The 25,336-nt window shown below is 47.7% G+C and carries 22 protein-coding genes; 18 read left to right on the top strand and 4 right to left on the bottom strand.

Features of this window, described 5'->3' with window-relative positions; translation table 11 throughout:
* The first annotated feature begins 136 nt into the window (after positions 1-136).
* The 5 genes from MRBLPE1_RS00800 to pduL all read left to right on the top strand — a co-directional run bounded on the left by MRBLPE1_RS00800 (position 137) and on the right by pduL (position 4,903).
* A complete protein-coding gene (locus tag MRBLPE1_RS00800) occupies positions 137-397 on the top strand; it encodes a stage V sporulation protein S (RefSeq protein WP_006036664.1) in 261 nt (86 codons plus the stop codon).
* A 113-nt stretch (positions 398-510) separates the two neighbouring features.
* Positions 511-1,452 carry a dipeptidase gene (locus tag MRBLPE1_RS00795; RefSeq protein WP_364140313.1) on the top strand — a complete coding sequence of 314 codons (942 nt, stop codon included), beginning with the start codon at positions 511-513 and terminating at the stop codon, positions 1,450-1,452.
* A 183-nt stretch (positions 1,453-1,635) separates the two neighbouring features.
* Complete coding sequence (locus MRBLPE1_RS00790) at positions 1,636-3,393, top strand: 2-oxoacid:acceptor oxidoreductase subunit alpha (protein ID WP_364140310.1); 1,758 nt, start codon at positions 1,636-1,638, stop codon at positions 3,391-3,393.
* Positions 3,371-4,237: a 2-oxoacid:ferredoxin oxidoreductase subunit beta gene (locus MRBLPE1_RS00785; RefSeq protein ID WP_364140308.1), complete on the top strand. Its 867-nt coding sequence runs from the start codon at positions 3,371-3,373 to the stop codon at positions 4,235-4,237. The genes MRBLPE1_RS00790 and MRBLPE1_RS00785 overlap by 23 nt, the downstream gene beginning before the upstream one ends.
* A 93-nt stretch (positions 4,238-4,330) precedes the next feature.
* Complete coding sequence (gene pduL / locus MRBLPE1_RS00780; protein WP_364144405.1) at positions 4,331-4,903, top strand: phosphate propanoyltransferase; 573 nt, start codon at positions 4,331-4,333, stop codon at positions 4,901-4,903.
* An 89-nt stretch (positions 4,904-4,992) separates the two neighbouring features.
* Here pduL and MRBLPE1_RS00775 read toward each other — a convergent pair whose 3' ends face one another.
* A complete protein-coding gene (locus tag MRBLPE1_RS00775) occupies positions 4,993-6,486 on the bottom strand; it encodes an MDR family MFS transporter (protein WP_364140305.1) in 1,494 nt (497 codons plus the stop codon).
* A 186-nt stretch (positions 6,487-6,672) separates the two neighbouring features.
* On the opposite strand from MRBLPE1_RS00775, the gene MRBLPE1_RS00770 reads away from it, so the two are divergent.
* The 3 genes from MRBLPE1_RS00770 to MRBLPE1_RS00760 all read left to right on the top strand — a co-directional run bounded on the left by MRBLPE1_RS00770 (position 6,673) and on the right by MRBLPE1_RS00760 (position 9,459).
* Entirely contained in the window at positions 6,673-7,275 is a 603-nt protein-coding gene (locus MRBLPE1_RS00770; RefSeq protein WP_364140302.1) for a TetR/AcrR family transcriptional regulator, read from the top strand.
* 73 nt (positions 7,276-7,348) lie between these two features.
* Positions 7,349-8,941 carry a tRNA (N6-isopentenyl adenosine(37)-C2)-methylthiotransferase MiaB gene (miaB, locus tag MRBLPE1_RS00765; RefSeq protein ID WP_364140300.1) on the top strand — a complete coding sequence of 531 codons (1,593 nt, stop codon included), beginning with the start codon at positions 7,349-7,351 and terminating at the stop codon, positions 8,939-8,941.
* Positions 8,942-8,964: 23 nt separating this feature from the next.
* Positions 8,965-9,459 (top strand): RicAFT regulatory complex protein RicA family protein, encoded by a 495-nt coding sequence (locus tag MRBLPE1_RS00760; RefSeq protein ID WP_364140297.1) that lies wholly within the window; start codon positions 8,965-8,967, stop codon positions 9,457-9,459.
* 229 nt (positions 9,460-9,688) lie between these two features.
* Here the strand turns inward: MRBLPE1_RS00760 and MRBLPE1_RS00755 are convergent, their stop codons facing one another.
* Positions 9,689-10,303: a biotin transporter BioY gene (locus tag MRBLPE1_RS00755; protein WP_364140295.1), complete on the bottom strand. Its 615-nt coding sequence runs from the start codon at positions 10,301-10,303 to the stop codon at positions 9,689-9,691.
* A 121-nt stretch (positions 10,304-10,424) separates the two neighbouring features.
* On the opposite strand from MRBLPE1_RS00755, the gene MRBLPE1_RS00750 reads away from it, so the two are divergent.
* Positions 10,425-11,276 (top strand): ATP-binding cassette domain-containing protein, encoded by an 852-nt coding sequence (locus MRBLPE1_RS00750; RefSeq protein WP_364140293.1) that lies wholly within the window; start codon positions 10,425-10,427, stop codon positions 11,274-11,276.
* Positions 11,266-13,080: an ATP-binding cassette domain-containing protein gene (locus MRBLPE1_RS00745; RefSeq protein WP_364140290.1), complete on the top strand. Its 1,815-nt coding sequence runs from the start codon at positions 11,266-11,268 to the stop codon at positions 13,078-13,080. Before MRBLPE1_RS00750 ends, MRBLPE1_RS00745 begins: the two co-directional genes overlap by 11 nt.
* Here MRBLPE1_RS00745 and MRBLPE1_RS00740 read toward each other — a convergent pair.
* Both MRBLPE1_RS00740 and MRBLPE1_RS00735 read right to left on the bottom strand, forming a co-directional pair.
* On the bottom strand, positions 13,051-13,653 hold the full coding sequence (locus MRBLPE1_RS00740) for an HAD-IA family hydrolase (protein ID WP_364140288.1): 603 nt from the start codon (positions 13,651-13,653) through the stop codon (positions 13,051-13,053). The two genes, MRBLPE1_RS00745 and MRBLPE1_RS00740, sit on opposite strands and share 30 nt — an antisense overlap.
* On the bottom strand, positions 13,650-14,861 hold the full coding sequence (locus MRBLPE1_RS00735) for an MFS transporter (RefSeq protein ID WP_364140285.1): 1,212 nt from the start codon (positions 14,859-14,861) through the stop codon (positions 13,650-13,652). Before MRBLPE1_RS00735 ends, MRBLPE1_RS00740 begins: the two co-directional genes overlap by 4 nt.
* Positions 14,862-15,026: 165 nt before the next feature.
* Between MRBLPE1_RS00735 and lepB the strand changes: the two genes are divergently transcribed.
* From lepB to MRBLPE1_RS00695, 8 genes are all read left to right on the top strand, one after another.
* Positions 15,027-15,569, top strand: coding sequence for a signal peptidase I (gene lepB / locus MRBLPE1_RS00730; protein ID WP_364140283.1), 543 nt, complete (start codon positions 15,027-15,029; stop codon positions 15,567-15,569).
* Between the two features lie 20 nt (positions 15,570-15,589).
* Positions 15,590-16,510, top strand: a complete 921-nt coding sequence (locus tag MRBLPE1_RS00725) for a DUF4184 family protein (protein ID WP_364140281.1) — start codon at positions 15,590-15,592, stop codon at positions 16,508-16,510.
* 168 nt (positions 16,511-16,678) lie between these two features.
* Entirely contained in the window at positions 16,679-18,157 is a 1,479-nt protein-coding gene (locus MRBLPE1_RS00720; protein WP_364140279.1) for a sensor histidine kinase, read from the top strand.
* Positions 18,135-18,824 (top strand): response regulator transcription factor, encoded by a 690-nt coding sequence (locus tag MRBLPE1_RS00715; RefSeq protein WP_364140277.1) that lies wholly within the window; start codon positions 18,135-18,137, stop codon positions 18,822-18,824. The genes MRBLPE1_RS00720 and MRBLPE1_RS00715 overlap by 23 nt, the downstream gene beginning before the upstream one ends.
* Before the next feature lie 24 nt (positions 18,825-18,848).
* Entirely contained in the window at positions 18,849-21,878 is a 3,030-nt protein-coding gene (locus MRBLPE1_RS00710) for an efflux RND transporter permease subunit (RefSeq protein WP_364140275.1), read from the top strand.
* 176 nt (positions 21,879-22,054) lie between these two features.
* Positions 22,055-22,393 carry a DUF3889 domain-containing protein gene (locus MRBLPE1_RS00705; protein WP_364140272.1) on the top strand — a complete coding sequence of 113 codons (339 nt, stop codon included), beginning with the start codon at positions 22,055-22,057 and terminating at the stop codon, positions 22,391-22,393.
* A gap of 80 nt (positions 22,394-22,473) precedes the next feature.
* Complete coding sequence (locus tag MRBLPE1_RS00700) at positions 22,474-22,785, top strand: YbjQ family protein (protein ID WP_364140269.1); 312 nt, start codon at positions 22,474-22,476, stop codon at positions 22,783-22,785.
* A 179-nt stretch (positions 22,786-22,964) separates the two neighbouring features.
* Positions 22,965-25,334 carry a DUF7408 domain-containing protein gene (locus MRBLPE1_RS00695; RefSeq protein ID WP_364140266.1) on the top strand — a complete coding sequence of 790 codons (2,370 nt, stop codon included), beginning with the start codon at positions 22,965-22,967 and terminating at the stop codon, positions 25,332-25,334.
* The last annotated feature ends 2 nt before the right edge of the window (positions 25,335-25,336 follow it).

Below are 25,336 nucleotides of genomic sequence, written 5' to 3'. Positions count from 1 at the left end.
GCAATGAATCTTTGAAAAGTTCCGACAATTCAGAACTGTTTCTGAATTGGCGGAATAAAAGCAGGAATTTTTTAATCTCCCTCGAATACTATTTAAAAGTGGAATCCATCCAACAGTCCAAGGGGAGGTTCTTTTTATGGATGTATTAAAAGTTTCAGCAAAATCCAATCCAAATTCCGTTGCAGGTGCGCTAGCTGGCGTTCTTCGTGAACGTGGTGGTGCGGAACTGCAAGCCATTGGAGCTGGCGCGTTAAACCAAGCGATCAAAGCAGTCGCGATTGCTAGAGGATTTGTCGCTCCCAGCGGGGTGGATTTAATTTGTATTCCGGCTTTTACCGACATTGTTATTGACGGGGAGGACCGAACAGCAATCAAATTGATTGTTGAACCTCGGTAGCAAGTCCAAGAGGCGGAAATGAATAGGCCAATTGGATAAATTAAAATGATTCGCCTGTTTACGTCGTAGACAGGTTTTTTTGCTGCGGGTCATACGAATGGAGAGGTGCGTCTATGAAAGTAGTTGATTTTCATTGCGATGTACTCTGCAAGCTGCTGATTGACGAGGATCTCACTTTTCAATCCAGCAAGCCTGGCAGTTTAGATGTTACATACGAGCGTTTGAAGGCGGCAGGGACGGTTCTGCAAACTTTTGCGATCTATATTCCTCAATCGATGAACGGGCGTTTAGAACCTATTTTGGAAAGCGTAGATCGATTTCATCAATTGGTACTAGCTTGCGAGGACATGGAGTGGGTGCGAACGGCTCAAGATTTGGAATTTTGTATATCAAACGGAAAAATTGGAGCGCTGCTGTCACTCGAAGGCGTAGATGGTCTTCAAGGACAAATGCCTCTGCTTCGCATATTGCATCAATTGGGAATCCGCGCTGCGGGATTGACTTGGAATCACGCCAACTGGGCAGCGGATGGCGCCATGGAGCCGCGCGGAGGCGGTTTGACGTCGGCAGGCAGATTATTAGTAGAAGAATGCAATAAATTGGATATACTATTAGATGTATCCCATTTATCGGAACGCGCGTTCTGGGATGTCGCCGAGCATTCGCAAAAACCTATCCTTGCTTCGCATTCTAACGCAAGAGCAATCTGCGATCATCCCCGTAACCTGAGCGATGCGCAGATTGAGAAGCTCATTGCAAAGCAGGGCTTGATCGGCATAACGTTCGTGCCTTGGTTCGTATCGCATGCGGACGAGGTGCCCATCGATGATTTGCTGCGCCATATTGAGCATATCTGTGAAATTGGAGGCGAAGAGCATATCATGCTCGGCTCCGATTTTGACGGCATTGACCGGCACATGCAGAACTTATCGCATCCTGGTGAGCTGGCCGCCCTTCAAGAAGCGCTTCTGAAAAGGTATACCGAGCAGCAAACTGAACAATTTATGTCGGGCAATGCGCTTCGTTTTCTACGAAAAAACCTTCCTTTTTCTTAAAAAGCGTTCAATCTCGTTACGGTATGGAATTGATCGAAACAAACTATGTTTGCGTTAAGCGTTTACATCTTGATTTTTGCAATGCTGCGCTTTAAAATTGTTGTGACTGTTATGACTTTTACGATATAATTACTTATTGATATTGAATATTCGTACGTTCTAGAAAAAGAGGAGTTGGGCATTTTGATTAGTCAATTGTCTTGGAAGATCGGGGGCCAGCAAGGAGAGGGCGTTGAAAGTACGGACCGAATCTTTTCCACGGCGCTTAATCGCTTGGGCTATTATTTATATGGATACCGACATTTTTCTTCGAGAATCAAAGGCGGGCATACCAACAATAAAATTCGCATAAGCACGAAGCCGATTCGTGCCATTTCCGATGATTTGGATATTCTAGTAGCATTTGACCAGGAAAGCATCGATTTGAACGCGAAGGAGCTGCGCCTCGGCGGCGTAATTGTCGCGGATGCGAAGTTCAATCCGACCATACCTGAAGGCATAAATGCTAGATTATTTGCCGTTCCGATTACCGCTATGGCTGAGGAACTCGGCACATCCCTGATGAAAAACATGGTTGCTTCCGGAGCATCATGGGCATTGCTTGGACTCCCGATCGAAGTGTTCAATAAAGCGGTCGAAGAAGAGTTTGGACGTAAAGGCGCGGCGGTTGTCGAGAAAAATATAGAAGCGGTAAAACGCGGCGCCGAGTTCGTTCTCGAGCAAGCTGGCGGACCGCTTGACGAGTTTAAGCTTGACGAGGCTGACGGTAAACAGAAACTGTTCATGATCGGAAACGAAGCCATTGGCCTAGGCTCTATAGCGGCAGGCTGCCGTTTGATGGCTGCTTACCCGATAACGCCTGCTTCCGAGATTATGGAATATCTGATAAAAAAGCTGCCTAAATTCGGCGGTACGGTAGTGCAAACAGAGGATGAGATCGCGGCAGTAACGATGGCGATCGGAGCCAACTATGCTGGAGTCCGTACGATGACAGCTTCAGCAGGCCCTGGTTTATCCCTGATGATGGAAGCAATCGGATTAGCGGGCATGACAGAAACACCGCTTGTCATTGTGAATACGCAGCGTGGCGGTCCGTCAACGGGTCTTCCTACAAAGCAAGAGCAATCCGACCTGAACGCAATGGTTTACGGTACGCACGGCGAAATTCCGAAGATCGTTATTGCGCCGGCCTCTATCGAGGATTGCTTCTACGACACGCTTGAATCTTTTAACCTGGCCGAGGAATACCAAGTTCCGGTTATTCTGATGACGGATCTTCAGCTGTCTCTAGGCAAACAATCCTGCGAACCGCTCGATTACGAGAAAATTGAAATCAAACGCGGCAAGCTGGTCGAAAATGTACCTGCGCTAGAAGGCCATGATCTATTTAAACGCTATGAGTTGACGGATGACGGCGTATCCCCGCGGGTATTGCCGGGCGAGAAGGGCGGTCTCCATCACGTAACAGGCGTTGAGCATGATGAAACGGGACGTCCTTCCGAGAATGCTTTGAACCGTCAAAACATGATGGATAAACGTTTGAACAAGCTGAATGATATGTACATTCGCGATGCGATCCGCGTAGATGCTCCTCATGAAACGCCTGACCTGCTTATTATCGGTATGGGCTCAACGGGCGGCACGATTGACGAGGCGAGAAGCATGCTGATAGAAGATAGTATCCCAACAAACCATATAACGATTCGTCAAATACACCCGTTTCCAACGAAACCTTTGCTTCCTTACTTGCAAAAGGCGAAAAAAGTAATTGTCATCGAAAACAATGCTACCGGACAGCTTGCAGCTCAAATAAAAATGAATGCCGGATTCGCAGAAAAAATCGAGAGCTTGCTGAAATATGACGGCAATCCGTTCTTGCCTTCAGACATTCACAAAGCTTGTAAGGAGTTGAGTCTAGATGGCAACGTTCAAAGAGTTTAGAAATAATGTAAAGCCTAACTGGTGCCCAGGCTGCGGAGATTTCTCCATTCAAGCAGCCATCCAGCGCGCTGCAGCGAATGTCGGTCTTGAACCCGAGAACTTGGCGGTTATTTCCGGCATCGGTTGTTCAGGAAGGATTTCCGGTTATATAAACGCGTACGGCTTCCACGGCATTCACGGGCGCGTGCTGCCAATCGCGCAGGGCGTTAAGCTTGCTAACCGCGAGCTTACGGTCATCGCTTCAGGCGGCGACGGAGACGGCTTCGCAATCGGGATGGGCCATACGGTTCACGCGATTCGCCGTAACCTGAACGTAACGTATATCGTCATGGATAACCAAATTTATGGATTAACAAAAGGTCAAACCTCACCGCGCAGCGCAGAGGGCTTCAAAACTAAATCGACGCCGGAAGGCTCGATCGAAACGACGCTATCTCCGCTTGAGATCGCATTGTCTGCAGGCGCGACATTCGTAGCCCAGTCATTCTCCAGTGATTTAAAGCAATTGACAAGACTGATCGAAGAAGGGATTAACCATGAAGGCTTCTCGTTGATCAACGTATTCAGCCCATGCGTTACCTTTAACAAAATCAACACTTACGATTGGTTTAAAGAAAATATCGTGAATCTGGAGCAATTCCCTGATTACGATCCTTCGAATCGCGTGCTGGCCATGAACAAAATCATGGAAACAAACGGGATGCTGACTGGTCTTATCTATCAGAACAAAACACGCAAATCATACGAGGATCTCATTACAGGCTTCAAGCCGGAAGGCTTGTCCAAGCAGAATATCAAGATATCCCCAGAGGAATTCGAGAAGCTTGTTGCCGAATTTAAATAAGTGGTATGATAAGCATGCGGCCAAACAGCTGTATGCTTTTTCTTTCGAAAGCCGAGAAAAAACCTTAATATAGTGTAGGAGAGTGACAACATGATACATAAAGAAGTTCCAATAGGAGTATCTGCCAGACATATTCACTTATCGCAGGAGCATGTAGAGCTGCTATTCGGTGCCGGCTACGAGTTAACGGAAATGAAACCTTTGTCGCAGCCAGGCCAATACGCAGCCAATGAAACGGTAGCTGTCGTTGGACCGAAAGGCAATTTTGCGAAGGTTAGAATTTTAGGCCCGACACGGAAACAAACCCAGCTTGAGGTGTCTCGCACAGATGCATTCGCGCTAGGCGTAAATCCTCCTGTAAGAGAATCAGGCGACATTAAGGGTTCAGCGGGTATCAAGCTTCAAGGACCTGCCGGAGAAGTGATCATCGAAGAAGGCGTTATTGTCGCCGCCCGTCATATTCATTTCCACACAAGCGATGCAGAGCGGTTTGAAATAGCGGACAAGCAGTCGCTCCGCGTTCGTTTTGCTGGCGAGCGCGGCGTCATTTTCGAAAATGTAGTTGCGCGGGTGTCAGATCAATTTGCGCTTGATATGCATATCGATACGGACGAAGCAAATGCCGCTGGCGTGAAAAACGGAGATAAAGCTGAAATTATAGGTTAGGCAATCAAATCAAAAGAGACAGCTCCCAGTTCGTCAATAACGATCTGGAAGCTGTCTCTTTTTTTATTTCAAACTACGTATATTTGAATTTAATGTCCCATCATCATGGAAACTTCAGGTTTCTCGTCGTGGCTTGTGCCAAGCTCTTGCTTCGGCCTGCGCAGCAATAAGGCAACGATGGCGCCAATGATAGAAATGGAAGCAAGAATGAAGAACGTATCTCCGTAAGAAGAATAGACGACATTCGGGCCTGGATTAGCCGTGCCGTAGTGTTCCATTCTGCTTGCGAGTATGGTTGACAATCCTGCGATCGCAAAAGAGGACATGACCTGCTGTGCGGCTGCGGTAAGCGAAGTTACGCGGCTGACAAGCTCTCTCGGAGCAGACTGCATGATGTGCGTGTTAAGAGGCATCATCGATAAGCCCATGCCGGCGCCAAGCATAGCAAGCGGAATCATTAGCATGAGCAGCGTTGTATCTGCTGAAATTTGGCTTAATATGAATCCTGCGACAGTAACGAAGGCTAACCCCGTAATGACAACAGGACGCGCTCCGAACCGGTCAAACAGCTTGCCGCCGATCGGCATGAAAATGCCGGCTGCCAGAGCTTGCGGAAGCAGAATTAGACCGGTGTCAAACGCGGAATAGCCTTTGGCGATTTGCAAAAAGATTGGAACAAGGAATAACGTTCCGAACAAAGCGATTTGCACGATCCATTGCAAAATGATGCCGCGCGTGAAATTGCTAGATTTGAAAACGCGAAGTTCAAGCAATGGTTCTTTGCGGCTAAGCTCAACGATGATAAAGATGATAAGCGCGATACCGCCGACAATCATCCCGGTTAGAGCTTCAGGAGAGGTCCAGCCGCTGCCTGCGCCACCTTCTCCGCCGCCAGCAGAGCTTACGCCGAAAGCGAGCATAGCGAAGGCCAGAGGAGCGAAAATCATGCCTAAGAAATCAAGGGAAGGCACTCGTTTGCGATCAACCTTAGGAAGCGTGCGAATGCCTACGATAACGGCAATAACGCCAATCGGAAGATTGATAATAAAAATCCAGTGCCAGGATACAAAATCAACCAGCCAGCCTGCCACGACAGGACCTAATGCAGGAGCTAGAAGCATCGGAATACCGATCATGCCCATAACGGCCCCTTGCTTGCCTGGAGGGCTTAGTCTAAAAGTGAAGGCCATTGCAATTGGAGCGACCATACCGCCGCCAAGGCCTTGAATGATTCGGAATACAATAAGCTGCTCGGCAGTTGTTGCGAGTGCGCAAAGCGCGGAGCCGATCGTAAACATGATGATGGAGAACAAGTAAATTTGTTTGGCCCCGAAACGATCGGACATCCATCCCGCGAGCGGAATAACAGCGGCTTGCGCAAGCGCATAGCCCGTAATCGTCCATTGCACGAGAGACATCGAGCTTTTGAAATCATCCATTAAGCCAGGCATGGCAACATTCATTGCCGTACCGTCCAAGATAACCATAAACATACCGACAATGATGGCGATTAGCGGTGCGAGAATATTGCGAATCGACATGGGATCGCCAGTGGGTGCTGCTTTTTGTGAAGCTGAAGCCATTTCTTTTCCTCCTATCCGATATAGGGGCCTATTCTTCCTTTTGTTGACCTGCCGTAACGAATCAGGCTACAATAAAAGATGACCGCATCTATGTGCGGACAATTGTCCGCACTACTGAATAATAAAGACGATTTGGGTAATTGTCAATCGTTTCATTTGTAAAAGCGGGAAAAGGAGATAGGAACGATGACTGCACCAGAAAACGGCAGAACGAAACAAGCATTGAGCAAAGCAATCCTGCATACTGCCAATCATTTGTTTACGGAGCATGGGGTAGAATCGGTCAGCATGCATCAAATCGCCAAATCAGTAGGCATTGGGCAAGGCACCCTTTATCGCCGGTATTCGAACAAAGGCGAATTGTGTATGGACATGATGAAAGAAAACTTCGAGAATTTCATTATGGAGATCGATAATATATTGAAAGAAGGAACAAATCTTTCTGTGCAAGAGCGATTAAGCATCGTAATGCGCAAGATTATAGCCTTTATTGATCATAAATCCGAATGGCTGGGCGTTGTGCAAACCTTCAAAAAAGTGGAGGATGATAAGCCTGATTTTTTTCAGTCGCCTCCCTATGTATATTTGCACAATGCGATTAGCGAGCTTTTTAGAGAAGCTATCGAAACGGGGCAAATTCGTTCCGTCGATCCCGCCTATGCGGCTCATTCCTTTATTTCTATACTATCACCGCATACGATCAAACATCTTAAATTTGCCATGGGGTATACATGCGAAGAAATTCAGGACCGATTTTGTTTGACCTTTATTGACCCTCTATTCCGTTAACTGGTATAATACTGAATTGGGCTATACAAGCGTACGAAGCATCTATTAGTACCCATAAGGAAGTGAATCGGCATTGACGAAGGACAGTAACCAGCTCGCTACGGACAAGAAGCAAGGCCAGCTTAAGGATTACTCCAAATATTTTGATTTTAGCGATGCGAAAGTGATAGACCAAGACGAGAATTCAACGACCTACCGCATTAAAGGAAGGATCGTCAATATAAATGCTGCACCCAGCCATAAGGATGAGAAAAAGCGCGGCAAAGAGGATATCGAGGTGCATTATGACTTTGCGATTCCTGACGAGCTTAGAACGATGGGCGTTGGCAAGCATTATTTGATCCAAACGTACGGCTGCCAGATGAATGAGCATGATACCGAGGTTATGAAGGGCATGTTCGAAGAGATGGGTTATACAGCTACGGAGGACCGCAAACTTGCGGATGTGATTTTGCTAAACACATGCGCAATCCGCGAAAACGCAGAGGACAAAGTGTTCGGCGAGCTTGGCCATCTTAAAACGCTGAAAACCGAAAAACCTGATTTGCTGCTTGGAGTCTGCGGCTGCATGTCCCAGGAAGAATCCGTTGTCGGACGTATTTTGCAAAAGCATGCTTTTGTCGATATGATCTTTGGCACACATAATATTCATAGGCTGCCCTATTTGCTGCAAAATGCTTATTTCAGCAAAGAGCTTGTCGTTGAAGTATGGTCCAAGGAAGGCGACATTATTGAAAATATGCCTAAGAAACGCGAAGGTATGCGTGCTTGGGTTAATATTATGTATGGCTGCGATAAGTTTTGTACGTACTGTATCGTTCCTTACACGCGAGGCAAGGAGCGCAGCAGGCGGCCTGAAGACGTAATTGCCGAAGTGCGCGAGTTGGCCAGACAAGGCTTTAAAGAAATTACGCTGCTTGGACAAAACGTTAATGCCTACGGCAAGGATTTCGAAGACATTAACTACCGCTTCGGCGATCTGATGTCCGACATGTCCAAAATCGATATTCCGCGTATTCGTTTCATGACGAGCCATCCGCGTGATTTCGACGATCATTTAATTGAAGTGCTAGGCACCGGCGGTAACCTGGTGGAGCATATCCATCTGCCTGTTCAATCCGGCAGCACTGAAATATTGAAACGAATGAGCCGCAAATATACGCGTGAAATGTATTTGGAGCTTGTCGAGAAAATAAAAATAGCGATACCAAACGCAATGCTGACGTCAGATATCATCGTTGGTTTTCCTGGAGAAACAGACGAGCAATTTGAAGATACGATGACGCTTGTCAAGGAAGTCGGATTTGATTCAGCGTACACCTTCTTATATTCTCCGCGTGAAGGAACACCTGCGGCCAGCATGGAGGACAATGTTCCTTTAGAGGTGAAAAAGGCGCGTCTTCAACGTCTTAATGCCCAGCTTGCGGCTAATGCGAGAGAAAAGAATGAGCAGTTGATAGGTCAAATTGTTGAGGTGCTCATTGAAGGCGAGAGCAAGAACAACGCGAACATCCTATCAGGACGTACGCGCACGAATAAATTAGTACATTTGGAAGGCCCGAAGGAATGGATCGGAAAGTTCGTCTTGGCTAAGGTAACAGAAGCTCAAACCTGGTATATTAAAGCCGAATCCATTGAACAGAGCGCACAAGAAGCCGTTAGCTAACGGTAAAACAGGAGAGATGACAAATGGCAGAGCAGCATACAGCAGAAAATCAAGCAGCGCATTGCGATCATGATCACGAACACGGGGAAGGCTGCGGTATTCCTAGTTTCCATACGCGCGATTTAATCGTTCGCGAGGATATTTCGAAAAAAGCGAAGGAGCTCGCCGAACTGATTTTTACGTCGGAGGAAGTCCAGCACTATCGCCGCGCCGAGCAGCAAATCAATGGCAATGAGCGCGTACAGCAGCTTATTACGAAGATTAAGAAAAAACAAAAGGAAGTTGTCGCATTCGAAACGACTTTCAAAAACGCAGACATGGTTAAAAAGATAGAAGGCGAAATGGAAACGCTGCAGGACGAGCTTGACGGCATTCCTATTGTCTCTGAATTCCAGCAAAGCCAAACGGATATTAACTACTTGCTTCAGCTTGTCATTTCCATCGTCCGCGACACCGTATCGGAGAAGATCAGCGTCGAGGATGCATCGGAGCCGGCTCCGGAGGAATGCAGCGACTAAGCTGGCTTTTACCAAGCGAGGAACTTCAACAAAATAGTGCAGAATTCATAAGCGCTTGCCCCAAAAGAGGTCAGGCGCTTTTTGACGTGTTCATACGGCAAAGTTCGTAAAGCAGTTCCGGCTCGGAGAGGTTCGTGCGTGGAACCGGAATGAACAGTAAAAAACCGCTTATTCCTATGATGATTATCATACGGGAATGAGCGGTTTTTCAGTTCACTTAAGGTGGACTTTACGCTTTATAGGATGTTTCCTGCGTGCTGATGCTGGATGTTGACGAGCGAATGTATACGATGTAAGGTGTTAAAGAGATGGCAAGAATCGCACCAACGAGCGATTTAAGCGCATCGACGATTATGAATGGATAAAAACCGACAGCCATTGCTTTCTGGAAGGAAAAACCGAGAACATGCATGAGCCACGGAATCCCCGTAACATAAGCGCATAATGAGCTGAACAACTCGAAAATAACGAAAAAAACGATTATTGCGATCAATTTATTTCCCTTTGCGTTAAAGCGGTGAAGAAATGCTCCAACCGCCAGGCTGACCAAAAGCGCACAAAATGGAAAAGCGAAGATAAAGCCGCCGGTATGCCCGATGAGATGCGTAATTCCGCCTGCGCCGCTGAACAAAGGCAAGCCAAAAGCGGCAAGTACAATGACAACGAAAATACTCAAAAATGCATTGCGCGGATTTAGGAACAGGCCGGCTAAAATAACGCCTAAGGTTTGAAGCGTAAACGGAACAAACGAGCCTCCGAACTTAATGGTAAGAGAGCTCATGATGATAAATAGTGCCGCGAATAGGGCGATAAATACAAGTGATCGGATATTATTGCTCTGCATGGTGAAAACGACTCCTTTATGTAGTTGCGATTTTATTGTTAACCATTTATATTTAATTGAAGTTAACAAATCGAATTGTAGCATAGTCAATCGTTTTGGGGAAGAGGTTAGGTGAATAAAGTTGAATCCTTTATATCAGATCGAGTTAAAGCAAATAACGGTTACGCCGCCATCACTGCTGGATGGACAAAAGCTGGAGCCCATCGTTAAGGACGTATCGCTTTCCATCCGGCAAGGAGAATGGATTTCACTGCTGGGGCGCAACGGAAGCGGGAAGAGCACGCTTGCAAAAGTCGCAGCTGGTTTTCGGACAGCCGGTGTCGCCGGCCACGTGACGCGAAGCATCGGAACAGCAGCGCAAGGGAAGCCTATCCCGATTGTCATGCAGCAGCCCGATGCATCGATGATCGGGGCAACGCCTTGGGAGGATGTTGTCCTCATGCTTGAGCAGAATGAGCTCGAGACGCTGGACATTCCTTATGAAGCGGAAATTGCGCTGCGGAAAGTGGGCATGGGCGATCGGATTCATCAGCCGATAGAAACGTTGTCCGGGGGACAGAAGCAGCTTGTTGCGATTGCTGGCTGTTTGGCTGCGAAAACCCCAATACTCGTCCTTGACGAAGTGACGGCGATGCTGGACCCCGAGTCTGCGAGCTTCGTGTTGGAGCAGGTAAGAAGCTTGCAGCAAACGGGGGTGACGGTTATCTGGATTACGCAAAAGCTGGAAGAGCTGATGCCGGGTGATCGTGTAGTCGTCATGAATGAAGGATCGATATTGTATGACGGGGAAGCCGAAGGCTGGTTCGTGAGGCCTGAAGCGGGTGTTCATGGCAGCATGTGCGAGAAGCTTGGCTTTGAGGCTCCGTATGCGGCCCAGGTAGCCTGGGAGCTGGAGCAGCAAGGGACTCGATTGAGGCCGTTTCCCTTCACAGCCCACATGCTGGCCGAGGCGGTGAAGCGTTATGGGGGCTGATTGGAAGCTTAGCGGATTAACCGTTATCGCCGAAGGAGCGGATAAAAAAAAGCTGCTTGAAGATATTCACGCAGTCTTCAAAGCAGGTGAAATTACGCTGTTAATCGGTCGCAATGGCGCCGGTAAATCCACGCTGCTTGAGACGATGGCGGGGATTCGCGAGATTGAAACGGGAACCGTCAAGCTTGGGGATGATGACCTATGGGTAAAAGAGAAAAGAAGGAGACGGTTAAACCGAAATGCGTCGCTAAGGTACGGCATAGCCATGCAAAGCTCGGAATCGCAGTGGTTTGCGGCAACGGTCCGAGACGAGTTTATGTATTCGCTTAAACCGTTTGGGTTGGATGACGAAAGCGCCGCAAAGAGGATTGAATATGCATTAGCTGAGGTTGGTTTGCCGCAAGAAACGATGGAGCGTGATCCTTGGACGCTCAGCGGCGGGCAGCAGCGACGTTTGTCACTCGCCTGCTTGCTGGCGTGTGAGACGGATTGGCTGCTGCTCGACGAGCCGACGGCGGGGCTTGACGCCGTCGGTATCCGCCGCCTGTGCGCGGTGCTTGAAGCGCACAGGGCGGCGGGGCGCGGAGCGGTCGTAGCCACGCACGACCTCGATGCGCTGCTGCCGCTGGCGGACGCGGTCGCCGTGGTTAGCGGCGGCACGGTCCGCGCAGCGGCGCCTGCGGCGGCGGTCGCGCATGCCGCCGCTGTGCCGCAGGCGCTTCGCACGCTGGCGGAGTTGCGTGCGGTGGCCGCTTTGCCGCCGCTGGAGCCGGCGCCGGGCAGCGGGGCGCCGTGGCCGGGGCCGCGCGAGACTGCAGCGGCGATTGTCGCGGAGCTGGCGCGTCGGGCAAAAGAACGCGACGCGGTAGTTACGGGCATAAACGGCCGTTTGGCGAATGCGCCTGAATCAAGAAACGATAAAAGCATTCCCTTAGTCAATACGGAATACAGCCAAGACAAAAGACAAGATGATGTTGGATTTTCGGGACTGTCTGCGAAGCCAGCTTCTACGGTGACAAATGACCAGAAGACTCATGTTGCAGCGCCAGCATTAAAAGGACCGAAGCTGCTTCGGTCTGACCGCTTCGATCCGCGTGCAATCATTCTCGTATATTTATTTCTAGCAGCCTGTCTATTGGCGCAAAAAACAGCTGTGGAGCTGTCGCTTGCCGCACTTGTTTCTTTGTTTCTGCTAGCGCCGTTTCGGGCGCTCATATGGCCATGGATCCGTGTGATTCGGGCGTATGCCGTCATGATTCTCATTTTTTGCGTTATCGGGGGGATAGGGTTTCAGCCGCTTTCCTTTGACTTGGACAAGGTGGGGCCCATTGCGCTGAGGTTTGGGAAATTGCTGCTTGTCATGGTTTTAAGCATGCCTATGTTAAAACTGATGACTCCGTTTAGGCTGCAGCGTGCCATTGAACAAACGTTTGGCTTTCTTGAGAGAATAAGAGTGCCCATTCATTCTTTTGCCCTCATCGTTACGCTTATTTTTCGTTTTATACCTTTGCTGACAGGGGAATGGGAGAGGTTTGCCAAGCTGGCCCATGCGAGAGGAAAAGCGGTTACGCCTTTAAAAACGGTGCCGTTCAAAAATTTGGTTCCCATACTAATTCCTTATGTACGTTCGGTTCTCCGACTGGCTGAGCAAATGGCAGATGCCCTCGAAGCACGCGGTTTCGGCTATAAAAAACGAAAGCCGACCTACGCCTTTCGCCTTCGCTTCGGACGGGCGGATGCCGCCATGCTCAGCATCGGATTCGTAAGCGGATCTTTACTCTTGTTTCTCGCTTATATGCTTTAAAATCGGAATGACCTCGTTTATCCAAACGCCTTCTTCATCAGCAAGCAGCGTTCGCCAGCCAAGCGAAGCTGCTTGTTTGGTGTTTTTGCGTTGGTCATCGACAAATAATACCGGGCTTCCTGCCTGCATTTTATTGATAACCATAGCGAAAATATCCGGATGCGGCTTTTTTAAACCGACCTCATTAGAGATGGTTAAACTTTTTAAATAAGGTTTGATCGACAGCACAATAGGATCAACCCAAGCAGCTAAATGATTGCTGAGCAGATGGATATCCGCAGCTTCGCTCCATTCCGAAACCTTTGCGAGAGCGGGCAGGGGCCGGAGACTCCTTTCGATAAAGCCGCGACACTTCTCCAGATGAAGCAGCGGAGCATAGGCTTTGACCCAATTCCAAAACTGCTCCTCCGAAATAACGCCTGTCCATAGCTGCTCGCTTACTTGTTGTTTATATTCGCCATAGAGAACATCTTCGGAAACACGGCTCTCAGCCGCGAGCAACTGCCAGAAAAGCGGAGACAAATTGGTAGCCAGCACGCCGCCGATGTCAAGTACCAACTGAGGTCTGATCATCCCGCAATCTCCTCCTTGCGCTGAATCTGTTTGTTCAATGTGACTCTTTTCTCCGATCTAGCCCACGCCACGACAAGGACAAATGCTAATGCCCCAAGCAGCGAACCGAATAAGAATCCTCCGTTTAAGCCCCAGCGATCGTTCAGCCATCCTGCCAAAAAAGGACCAGAGAACATACCGATAGCATATAACGCTTGATATAAGCCCATGGCGGTCGCTCGACCCGGTAACGCAACATCCCGAATCGCAAGACCAAGCAGCAGAGGCATGTGCAGGCCTTGCGCGAAGCCGTTAACAGCCTGGGTGGCGACCAACATGCCGAAAGAATCTCCATAAACCATTGCGGCCGTGCAAATGGTGCTCAAGGCAAAACCGGTGCCTATCGTGCCCCAGTTACCGAATCGGGGAGTGAACCACCTTGCTGTCACGAGTGAAGCGAAAGCATGAGGGAGCATAAAAGCGAACACAAGCATCGTCAGCTTAAGCCCGTCTGCCCCCAGCTCCTCGGCCTTAAGCGGCGTAAAGCCGAACATCGTAATAAAGAGGACGCCGTGTGCGAGAATGGAGAGCAGGGATACCTGCAAAAGCGTTTTCGTTCGCACGACGTTTTTTATCATGGCAAATGACATGCCTGGCTGATCCTTCTGCTCGGAACGAGGCTCTTTAAGCATAAAAGCAAGCCCCAGTCCCAGTATCGCGATGACTGCTCCTACGACAAAGGGCGCATTTGCGTTAAAGCCGTCTGTAAGCCAGCCGCTAAGCAGCATACCGATCATTTGTCCGGATACCGTCATGACGCTTATATTTCCCATTGCTTTGCCTGTTTGTCCAGCACCAAAAAAACTAGCGTACAAAACGGTAAAGGCTACCCATGTGGAAGCACAAACGCCTGCCATAAGCCTACCGGAAAGCGGCCACAGCCATGGACCGGGGATAAGGAACAGCAGGCAGCTTAAGCAAGCGGTCAGCATGCCAAGAATGATAAAAGGTTTGCGTTTACCGAAGCGGTCTGACATAATTCCGAGCGGAAACCTCACGAACATTTGAACGAAGCCGTAGCTCCCAAGAACGATGCCGATAAAAGGCAGGGAAAGGCCGCGTTCACTTAGAAAAGGCGATAAAGTAGGGACATAAACGTACATGGAAGTCCAATATAAAATGGTGATAACCGTGAATAACAATCGCTGCGCCGCCGGGATCTGATTCATTTTTGCGGAAGCCCCCTTTCTTTTCCACTTTAGCGCATCGCTGCTTCTATTGTCACTTTCTATTTTCAAAATGCATATGGAAACTTTCTCCAATCATTTGCGTATTAAGCAAAGGCATTTTAATCATTGGTTTGCGGCAGTTAATAATCGAAGAGGTGAATCCAAATGGAAACAGAAAAACGAAAATCAAAAGGAATCTTGAAAGAAATTAGAGAATGGACGATCTCGCTGGGGATTGCCGTTATCGCAGCCCTGCTTTTCCAGAACTATGTATACGCGCAATCCGAGGTTCAAAATGTTTCCATGCAAAACACGCTTATTGCCGGCCAACGGTTAATCGAGGACAAGTGGTCCTATCGTTTCCATGAGCCGCAGCACGGAGACATTGTTATTATTAATGGACCGGAAAGCGAATTGAGATTAATAAAACGGGTTGTAGGCATTCCAGGCGATGTCATTGATATTCAAAGCGGAGAAGTCTATTTGAACGGTGTGAAAATAGATGAGCAATACGTCAAAGGCCGGACTTTCGCTGGTAGCGTGCCCATTCCCTTTACGGTAGAAGAAGGCCAGCTGTTTGTAATGGGAGATAACCGTGAGCATAGCATGGATAGCCGTGCCCTTGGGCCAATCTCTAGATCAAGCATCGAGGGAAAAGCGGTATTGCGCATTTGGCCGCTGCCTAAGTTCGGCGCGCTTAAGGAATAGGAAGGAGACGTTAAAACCGAATGCCATTTACGTTATCGCACCCTTTGTTTGCGGCTCCGCTCAAAAAAATGCTCCCTTTTTTGAGTACTACGGGATTAATCCTAGGCAGCATGTCTCCGGATTTGGAGTATTTTATCGCGATGCACCCGTTTCGATCCATTGGACATTCCATAGAAGGTTTTTTTCTGCTGATACTCCCTGTTTGTATTGCTTTTGCTTGTGGATTCCACTTTATTATTAAGCCTTCACTGCCCGAGCTGCTGCCAAAAATCGGCGGTATTCATCGCTTTGCTGCCGATTTGAACCGCGCTTGGACATTGAGAGGCAGCTTGGCCTGGGCAGGGTTCGCGTTTTCTTTATTTATAGGTTTTTTATCCTATGTGCTTTTGGATCATTTTACGCATAGCGGAGGTTGGTTTGTTCTTCGGATGCCTTTTTTGCAATCCGAAATCATGGGCGATCAACTCTATCATATTCTTCAGCTCTCGCTGTCTGTTCTTGGAGCTGTTATCCCGGCACTTTATTTCATGCGCAGATATTTGATTTGGGCAAAAAAACACAGTCGGCAGCCGGTTAATCCGATATCATCCAGCCCTCTTAAGCCATGGGGGCTTTTTCTATTGTTAGCTTTTGTCCTATTATCCGGCAAACTTCTCCTATCCGGCAGTTTTTTCTCGATAGGCATTTGGGTCGTAGCGCCGATTACTTCTGCGGCATTGGCATTTTACTTAACTTCTTTGCTGCATTTGGCCTACAAGTCAAAGCAAAAAAGAAAGGGGATATTTTTTGTTGTTATATTTTTGACCGTTATCGGAAGCTTTAAATGGATTACTTTCAATCAAGAGTTTTCCGTGATGGTCTGGATCATTTATACATGGCTGCTTTCGGCTGCTATGCTGACAAGCGCCATCTGCTGTAAAGCAACTCGGAAAAACATTTAATTAATGAGGATAAAAATTAATGCGGTTAATTAATAACGGCATTAACTAATTGGGTCACCCCGAATAAACGTAATAATTTTGTAAGAATTGGTTTCAAGTTCGTTTAGAAATAGCCGTTATGATAAACCATAGAATCAAACATAATGCATCAGCGAGGCGTGATCGGAATTGTCGATTCGAGTAAAGCTGTACATGTCTTATTTAGCGATGGTCTTCGTACCGCTCATACTTATGAGTGCTTTCATGCTTTTCATTTTTTATGCACGCGGCGTTGAAGATGTCCGGCAATACTTTGAAAAAGAAGACAAAGAGCCTTATTTGCAAGCGCTCGTTTACGGGGAATTATCCTATGTTCTTCGCAACGACGCGGGAGAGCTCGAGAAAAAGGAGTATGTGGCAGAGATTCAAAAGAGGCTTGGTGAGCAGTGGGCGGGTCTTCTGCTTTCAAGGGATGGACAAATCAAATCCGTTGCGCCTTTTTTGAAAGAAACCGCACCGCATGCGGATTGGCAGCAATTGCTGGAAGAAACGCCTTCAATGGTTACATTTAATTCGTTTCGATTCGAAACATCCACCGTTGATTTTTCTTATCCGGATGGAGGAAAAGGAAGAGCCTTGCTGTTCAGAAGAAATCATACGGTGCCTATTTACTGGCGACCGGTCGGTACGGCTTTTAGCTTGGCGTTCATCGGTTTAACGAGCTTGCTGCTTACTTATTTCGTATCGAGAAGCATTATACGTCCAATCAAGAAACTTGAAGCAGCGGCGCTTCAAATTAAAGACGGCGATCTGTCCCGCAAGGTCGAGGTGACGACAAGGGGTGAGATCGGCCAGCTCAGCAATGCATTTGAGGATATGAGGGTTAGGCTGAAACAATCGATCGATCAGAGCCTTCAATACGAAGAGAACCGAAAAATGCTGCTTTCGCATATTTCGCATGATTTGAAAACGCCGATATCTGCGATTAAAGGTTATGTTGAAGGCATCATGGACGGGATTGCAAATACCGATGAGAAACGAATCCGATATATGGAAACGATTTATCGCAAAGCATCGGATATGGACCAATTAATCGACGAGCTGTTCCTCTTCTCGAAGCTGGACCTCCAAACCGTGGCCTTCGATTTTAAGGTTATCGATATTCGCCGCTATATGGAGCATTTTTTGGAAGAGCAGCGGTTTGATCTGGAGAAATCGGACATGGCATTGATTTATTCGAACCAAGAGGCGGAACCGCTTTTGATTGCCGCTGACCCGGATAAGCTGAGCAGGGTGCTCACCAATATTTTGAATAATTGCGTGAAATATATGGGTGAGCATGCCGAGACTGTTAACAAGCAAATTAAGGTTCATGTAAAAGAGCTGCAACAGCATGCTTTAATCGTGATCGAAGACTCGGGTCCAGGTATCGAGGAGGTTGATTTACCATTTATTTTCGATCGTTTCTATCGCGCCGAGCAGTCGCGCAATCTCGAAACGGGAGGAAGCGGACTTGGCCTTGCGATCGTTAAACAAATAATCGAAGGGCATGGCGGTAAGGTATGGGCGGAAAATGCAGAGCAAGGCGGAGCCCGGTTCTGTTTAGAGCTGCCTAAATCAACAACCGCCAAAACGGTGGGTGATCATGAAGAGCATACTAATCATTGAAGACGAGAAAGCCATCGCCGAGCTGGAACGTGATTATTTGGAAAGCTACGGCTTTTCCGTACACATTGAAGGAAGAGGCGATATCGGGCTGCAGAAAGCGCTGGAGGGTAAGTTTGACCTTATCATTCTGGATGTCATGCTGCCTAAAGTAGATGGGTTCGAGATTTGCCGCCAGATCAGGCAAACCATTAACATTCCCGTGCTCATGGTGACGGCGAAAAAAGAGGATATTGATAAGATCAGAGGACTGGGATTAGGCGCTGACGACTATATGACCAAGCCCTTCAGCCCAAGCGAGCTAGTGGCCCGGGTAAAAGCGCATCTGGCTCGTTACGAGAGGCTGACGGCGGACAAATCGGATCGTGGCGAGCATATCCGCATCCGCGGATTGTTTATTGACAAGCCTTCCCGCAGAGTCATGATCCATGACCAGGAGGCGATGCTCACATCCAAGGAATATGAGCTGCTTCTTCTGCTCGCTTCCCATCCTAACCGCGTGTTTGAGAAGGAAGAGCTCTTCGAGCGGATATGGGGGTTGGAATCAAATGGAGACGCAGCTACGGTCACGGTTCATATTCGGAGGCTGCGCGAGAAAATCGAGCATGACCCGTCAAAACCCCAATATATCGAGACGATATGGGGAGTTGGCTACCGTTTTAAAGTATAGACAGAAAATAAGGAGTGGGGAAAATTGAAAAGCATCATCCGTTTTTCGCTTAATAACAAATTTGCTTTATGGATTTTAACGTTGCTCGTTTTATTTGCAGGACTTTATTCGGGATTGAATATGAAAATGGAAACCTTGCCTGACATTACGGTTCCGATCGTGAGCGTGACTACCGTTTATCCCGGTGCTGCGCCGGAAGAAATCATGGACAAAATTACGAAGCCGATTGAGCAGCGTACGCGAAACCTGAAAGGTGTCGAAGTGATAAGCTCTACATCTTATGAGAATGCGTCATCGGTCGTCATTGAGTATACGTACGAGACGGATATGGATAAAGCGGCGACGGAAGTGAAAAACGCGCTGTCCGAGCTGTCACTGCCGGATGGTGCGCAAGATCCAGCAGTATCCCGTATCAGCCTGAATGCTTTTCCGGTTCTATCGTTAAGTCTTTCTAATGATCAATTGGATCTGGAGCAGCTTACGAAGGAAGTTCAGGACAATGTACTGCCTCGCCTCCAAGGAATCGAAGGTGTAGCCAGCGTACAAATTTCCGGACAAAACGTGAAGGAAGGCGAGCTTGCGTTTAAACAGGATAAGCTGAAGCAAACCGATTTGACAGAGGATATGGTGAAGGGCATTATCCAGGCGTCTGCTGTATCCGTGCCGCTCGGTATTTATGAGTTCGGCGACTCCGAGAAAGCGCTGGTCATTGACGGCAATATTTCCACTGAGGATGATTTGAAAAATATGGTCATCATGCCGGGCGTGAAGCTCAGCGACATTGCCGATATCAGCATCATCGGCAAAGCCGAGTCGATATCCCGTACGAACGGCAAAGATGCCATCGGATTAAATATCGTTAAATCCGCCGACTCCAATACGGTTGATGTCGTTAACAACGTAAAAGAAGAAATAAAAGAGCTAGAAAGCAAAAATGAAGGACTATCGTTTGTTATGACGCTTGATCAAGGCAAGCCGATCGAGGATTCCGTTCACACCATGCTCAGCAAAGCCATTATTGGAGCTTTGTTCGCTGTCATTATCATTATGATATTCTTGCGCGATATCCGGTCCACGATTATTGCCGTCGTATCGATCCCGTTGTCGATCCTTATTGCGCTTCTGATCTTAAGCCAAATGGATATTACGCTTAACATTATGACGCTCGGAGCGATGACCGTTGCAATTGGACGCGTGATCGATGATTCCATCGTCGTCATCGAGAACGTATACCGCCGCATGGCTTTAACTACGGAGAAGTTAAAAGGCAAGGAATTAATCCTTGATGCGACAAAGGAAATGTTCGTGCCGATTCTGGCATCAACCATCGTAACGATTGCGGTATTCCTGCCGCTCGGGCTTGTATCCGGCATGATCGGCGAAATATTCCTTCCATTCGCGTTAACCATCGTATTTGCCTTGCTGGCATCGCTGCTCGTAGCGATTACCGTTGTGCCTATGCTGGCACACATGATGTTCCGAAGAGGAATGAAGGCTGGCAAAGTCAATCATGATAAGCCAGGCCGTCTGGCTGAATGGTACAAAGGCGTACTGCGTTGGTCGCTGGACCACAAAGCGGTTGCTTTTGGTTTAGCCGTTCTCCTTTTGGTCGGCAGCTTGTTTCTTGTTCCTGTGATCGGCACCAGCTTCTTAGCTGGCGATGAACAGAAAATGATGGTCGTGTCTTATAACCCTGCGCCTGGGGAAACGCGTGAGCAGGTTGAAAAAATGGCGCTTGATGCGGAGAAGAAGCTTCTTGACCGCGAAGGGCTTACCGTAGTCCAATATGCAGTAGGCGGACAAAATCCGTTTAGTCCCGGAGCTTCAAAGCAAGCGTTGTTTAACCTAAGCTACGAAGAAGATTTTGCGGATTTCACGGCTGAAAAAGCAAAAATCGTACCGCTCCTTCAAGAGCTTGGCGGAGAAGGGGAATGGAAAGAGCAGGACTTCTCAGGCGGCGGCCTTGGCGGATCGGGGATATCGATGCTGGTGTATGGACCGGATATGAAGGCCCTCCAGCCTGTTGTGGATGATCTGACCAAGAAGCTTGGTGAAAATAAAGACTTGAAAAACATCGATTCCAGCTTGTCGGAAACGTATGAGCAGTACCGTTTGGTCGCAAATCAAGAAAAATTGAGCCAAAATGGCTTAACTGCAGGCCAGATTGCGATGGCTTTAAGTCCCGTACGCGAGCGTCCGGTACTGACAACCATCGAAAAGGATGGCGAGCAATTTAACGTTTATGTCAAGGTTGAAGCAAAAACCTACAGCAATAAAGCGGATCTTGAAAATGTGAAATTGACATCGCAAATGGGTACTGAGGTTGCGCTAAAAGATGTGGTAACGATTGAAGAGGGCGAATCGCCAAATACGATTACTAGGCGAGATGATCGTATTTATGCCGAAGTATCTGCGGACGTAACCGCATCTGATGTTGGTAAAGTATCGACTGAACTTCAGAAAATGATTGATGAAACGGATCTTCCGGCAGGCGTTGATATTGATATGGGCGGCGTAACCGAACAAATTAATGAATCATTCACGCAGCTAGGGCTGGCGATGCTTGCAGCTATCGCAGTGGTTTACCTTGTTCTTGTCATTACTTTTGGGGGAGCAGTAACGCCGTTTGCCATTTTGTTCTCTTTGCCGTTTACCATTATCGGCGCATTGGTGGCTCTTCTTATCGCCGGCGAAACGCTTAGCGTTACGGCCATGATCGGAGCGCTTATGTTGATCGGTATTGTCGTAACGAACGCGATTGTTCTCGTTGACCGCGTGATCCAAAAAGAAAAAGAAGGACTATCCATACGCGAATCCCTTATTGAAGCGGCAGGCACGCGCCTGCGTCCGATTTTGATGACGGCCATCGCTACGGTAGGCGCTTTGCTCCCGCTTGCATTCGGTTTCGAGTCCGGCGGTTTGATATCCAAAGGAATGGCCGTTACCGTCATTGGCGGACTAACAAGCTCTACTTTGCTTACGCTCATTATCGTCCCTGTCGTATATGAATTCTTGAATCGCAAGCGGAAACACCGCGCGGTTGAAGAGGTTTAAAAAAACAAAAAATTTCAATTGAAGTAAAGTTGGCTGTCTTTGGGGTAAAACCCGGAGGCAGCCTTTTTTTGCTTGCCCTACGTCTTGAACACGGCCATCGATTACAATGACGAATAGGACGTTTCCAACTTGGTGAACCTAATCCTAGTTTTCTTTAAAAGACAGGTGGTGGTAAAATGCTGCGTCACATCGTAATGAAGGCTGTTTTTGTTTTGCTCAGTTTAGCGCATTCTGAAGTGGCACCAATAGGTGAAACGGCAATCTACTCTGAACCAGCTTATGCAAAATGGGGCAAGCTGGCAGTAGAGGAAACGTCTAAAGCTTACCGCGACGCTTCAATTATTGATTATAAATATGAAGGCCGAAGAGCATTGTCCGATGATAAAGCCGAGGAGAGCTTCCTTCTTTGGCTTCGAAAGAATGACAGGGAATTTGGGGTACGAGTCCGCATGACGATCCAAATAAGCTCGGATGAACTCTTGCAGCTCAAGATGACAGAAGTCCCTTCGAATTAATTGAAACATTCTATCAGGCTTTATCGTAATTAAAGCTATACTAAAAAACGCTTCCAGGTGAAGCGAGAGGAGCATAATAAATGCTAATTACGACAACGCCAACCATTGAAGGCCGTCCCATTCAGGATTATGTAGGAGTTGTGACAGGCGAAGCGATTATGGGCGCAAATGTAGTACGCGACTTTTTTGCTTCGATAACGGATATCGTCGGTGGACGTTCGGGCGCCTATGAAAGCAAGTTGAAGGAAGCGCGCGATGTCGCGATTGATGAGATGAAAAATCAGGCTGCTAAGCTTGGAGCGAATGCGATCGTTGCGATCGATATCGACTACGAGGTTGTACGTGAAGGAATGTTGATGGTAGCCGTAAGCGGTACAGCGGTACGTCTATAAAATAGTTATGAGTATCGGAAGCGGCAGAGCTTGGATCGGCATAAGAAATTTTATGCGATCGGGCTCTGCCTCTTTTTGCGTTATATACAAAATTGGGAATGATTGCAACCTTTTGATTGTAAAAAACGTTAAAATAAGGATGTCCATAATTGGAGACAAGTAAAGAGAGGGGTCGGAAGGTGAAACGAATTTTGGGAAATGGTAACCGGGCCGTCAAATTTACGTTCTTGTTCAGCATGATTATCGCTTTTCTGGGAGTGGCCGGACACGTACAAGCCGCACCTGATCAGAGCGGGATTTCGCTGAAAGCCAGCGTAGGCTATCAAGGTTATATGAAGCAAAATGAATGGTATCCGGCAAGATTTACATTAACAAATACGACTGATGAGGATTTGAAAGGCGAGCTTGTGATTTCTTTTCTTATGATGAACTTGCAAACATCAAGCGATATCGTCATTCCAGCCGAGCTTCCCAAAGGAACGGCCATTGAGTTAACGGCTTCCATTCCTGGTGAATTGCTTAATCAAAACAATAACCGAATCAGATTTTTCAAGGACTCATTCAAATCCGGCAAGACCGTTCCGATAATCGGGAATGATTACATAAGCGTGAGGACGGCAAATACGAACACGATCGGTGTCATATCCCGGGATCCGGATACGTTGAATTTCATGCCCTCATTAAATCAAAGGGGCTATGATATCGCAGTACTTCCAATAGAAGAAAAGGAATTGCCGACGGATCCCGTATTATGGGATTCGATCGATGTGCTCGTCATTAATGACATGGCAACGGCAAGCTGGGACGAGAATAAGATAATAGCAATACAAGATTGGGTCCGGCAGGGCGGGACGCTCGTACTGTCCGGGGGCGCAGGCTACAGCAAAACGGCAGAAGCCTTCACTCAAATCGCACCGGTCGAGGCAACGGGAACGACAAACCTAACAAGCGTTTCATCGCTTGTCAGCGCAGGCGGGGCCGCGTTAAAGCTGGACACGCCTATGAGCATATCGTCCGGAAAAATAACAGATGGAAAAACAGTGCTTGCAGAAAACGGTCTGCCCTTGGCCGTTACCCGTCCGGTCGGCTTCGGAAGCGTCATTTATGTCGCTTTTGATCCATCGCTTGCGCCGATGTCTACATGGTCTGGAAGCGCTGTGCTATGGGCAAGCTTGTTTCAAAAAACATTAACGCCGATTCAGCCGGGTTCGATGAATGTCTCTAATGAAATGTACTGGAATATGAATCATTTGATTGATCAATTTCCATCGATTAAACCTCCCGATTTTATGTTTTTGCTGCTCATGTTCGTAGGTTATATGATTATTGTTGCTCCGGTGCTCTATCTGATATTAGCAAAAGCTGATCGAAGAGAATGGTCATGGTGGCTGATTCCGTCGCTTTCCGTAGTCATGGGGATGGTCATATTTTTCTTCGGGGCAGAAGATAAAAGAAACATATCCGGCCATACCATTGAGCTTATCGAACTCACCGGGAGAGGCGAGGCCGTCCGTTCGGGCGCAACAGCGGTATTCATGCCGACCGGAGGCACGGTAAAAGCGGAATTCAATGAAAAAGTAAACATTAAAACATATCAAAGCAGCTCACAGAGCTCCGCGCTTACGCTGGACGGAAAACAGCAGGTCGTTACGGAGACCGGCGGAACATCGATAATCTGGCGTTCGGTTCCCTATTGGTCTACTCGTAAGGCATGGTTGGAGAGGCGCATGATGGACAGCGATCCCGGGCAGCTGACGCTGGCATATAAGCAATTGAAAAATGAAATCGAGGTTACGGCAAAAAACGAAACAACGACCGATCTCACGCATGTGTCACTCCTTATTAACGGACAAAGCTTGCTTTTCGGCGATCTGAAGCAAGGCGAAAGCGGAAAAACGACGATAAAGAATGGCATCGGCAGTTTTTCGGGCTATCATTCGTATGGAGATATTATTTTCCCTTACCCATCCAACCGTATGAAGGATGATTTCTACCGTCAACGCCAGCTGGTTGATAATTACGTCAATCGAAACAACGGCGGAATTTTACCACCGAGTCCCGTCATCATAGGCTTTAGTATTGACCATGACGAGAGTTACAAAGTGAACGGAAAAAATATTAGGTTTGATAATCTGAAGCTCTGGGCCCAGAAGCTTGAAACATCCTTTATTGACGGGAACCGAGTCATTATACCGGCGGGGCTCGTTAATCCAATGATTAAGGAAAACCGTATGCAGCGATTAGAAAATTACGGAAACGGCACTTATTCTATGAGTGACGGCGAGCTTGTATTTGAATATCAGCTTCCACAAGCGGAACAGGTTACGTATGACAAGCTGGATATTATTTTTAACAACGGGGCACCTAATTCCATTGCGACAATAACGGCATGGAATGATAAAACGGGAAAATGGATGGAAATAAAAGATGCTGTCGCTGCACCGGGCGAATATCTGATTAATAACCAAACGCTTCGCATGAAGATTACGGCAGCAGGGTCTATCGATATGAATCTGCCATTGATTGCGATGGAAGGAGAGGTGCATTAGGA

Origin of the sequence: Paenibacillus sp. LPE1-1-1.1, assembly GCF_040676435.1 — a bacterium.
Lineage (GTDB): Bacteria > Bacillota > Bacilli > Paenibacillales > Paenibacillaceae > Pristimantibacillus.
Note: the sequence above shows the minus strand (reverse complement) of the source record. Positions and strands in the feature narration are given on the sequence as shown.

What these genes read in the sequence shown, in the direction of transcription:
- MRBLPE1_RS00800 (WP_006036664.1), top strand. Translation starts at nt 137, where the DNA reads ATGGATGTATTAAAAGTTTCAGCAAAATCCAATCCAAATTCCGTTGCA.
- MRBLPE1_RS00795 (WP_364140313.1), top strand. Translation starts at nt 511, where the DNA reads ATGAAAGTAGTTGATTTTCATTGCGATGTACTCTGCAAGCTGCTGATT.
- MRBLPE1_RS00785 (WP_364140308.1), top strand. Translation starts at nt 3,371, where the DNA reads ATGGCAACGTTCAAAGAGTTTAGAAATAATGTAAAGCCTAACTGGTGC.
- MRBLPE1_RS00775 (WP_364140305.1), bottom strand. Translation starts at nt 6,486, where the DNA reads ATGGCTTCAGCTTCACAAAAAGCAGCACCCACTGGCGATCCCATGTCG.
- MRBLPE1_RS00770 (WP_364140302.1), top strand. Translation starts at nt 6,673, where the DNA reads ATGACTGCACCAGAAAACGGCAGAACGAAACAAGCATTGAGCAAAGCA.
- MRBLPE1_RS00760 (WP_364140297.1), top strand. Translation starts at nt 8,965, where the DNA reads ATGGCAGAGCAGCATACAGCAGAAAATCAAGCAGCGCATTGCGATCAT.
- MRBLPE1_RS00755 (WP_364140295.1), bottom strand. Translation starts at nt 10,303, where the DNA reads ATGCAGAGCAATAATATCCGATCACTTGTATTTATCGCCCTATTCGCG.
- MRBLPE1_RS00745 (WP_364140290.1), top strand. Translation starts at nt 11,266, where the DNA reads ATGGGGGCTGATTGGAAGCTTAGCGGATTAACCGTTATCGCCGAAGGA.
- MRBLPE1_RS00740 (WP_364140288.1), bottom strand. Translation starts at nt 13,653, where the DNA reads ATGATCAGACCTCAGTTGGTACTTGACATCGGCGGCGTGCTGGCTACC.
- MRBLPE1_RS00735 (WP_364140285.1), bottom strand. Translation starts at nt 14,861, where the DNA reads ATGAATCAGATCCCGGCGGCGCAGCGATTGTTATTCACGGTTATCACC.
- lepB (WP_364140283.1), top strand. Translation starts at nt 15,027, where the DNA reads ATGGAAACAGAAAAACGAAAATCAAAAGGAATCTTGAAAGAAATTAGA.
- MRBLPE1_RS00725 (WP_364140281.1), top strand. Translation starts at nt 15,590, where the DNA reads ATGCCATTTACGTTATCGCACCCTTTGTTTGCGGCTCCGCTCAAAAAA.
- MRBLPE1_RS00715 (WP_364140277.1), top strand. Translation starts at nt 18,135, where the DNA reads ATGAAGAGCATACTAATCATTGAAGACGAGAAAGCCATCGCCGAGCTG.
- MRBLPE1_RS00705 (WP_364140272.1), top strand. Translation starts at nt 22,055, where the DNA reads ATGCTGCGTCACATCGTAATGAAGGCTGTTTTTGTTTTGCTCAGTTTA.
- MRBLPE1_RS00700 (WP_364140269.1), top strand. Translation starts at nt 22,474, where the DNA reads ATGCTAATTACGACAACGCCAACCATTGAAGGCCGTCCCATTCAGGAT.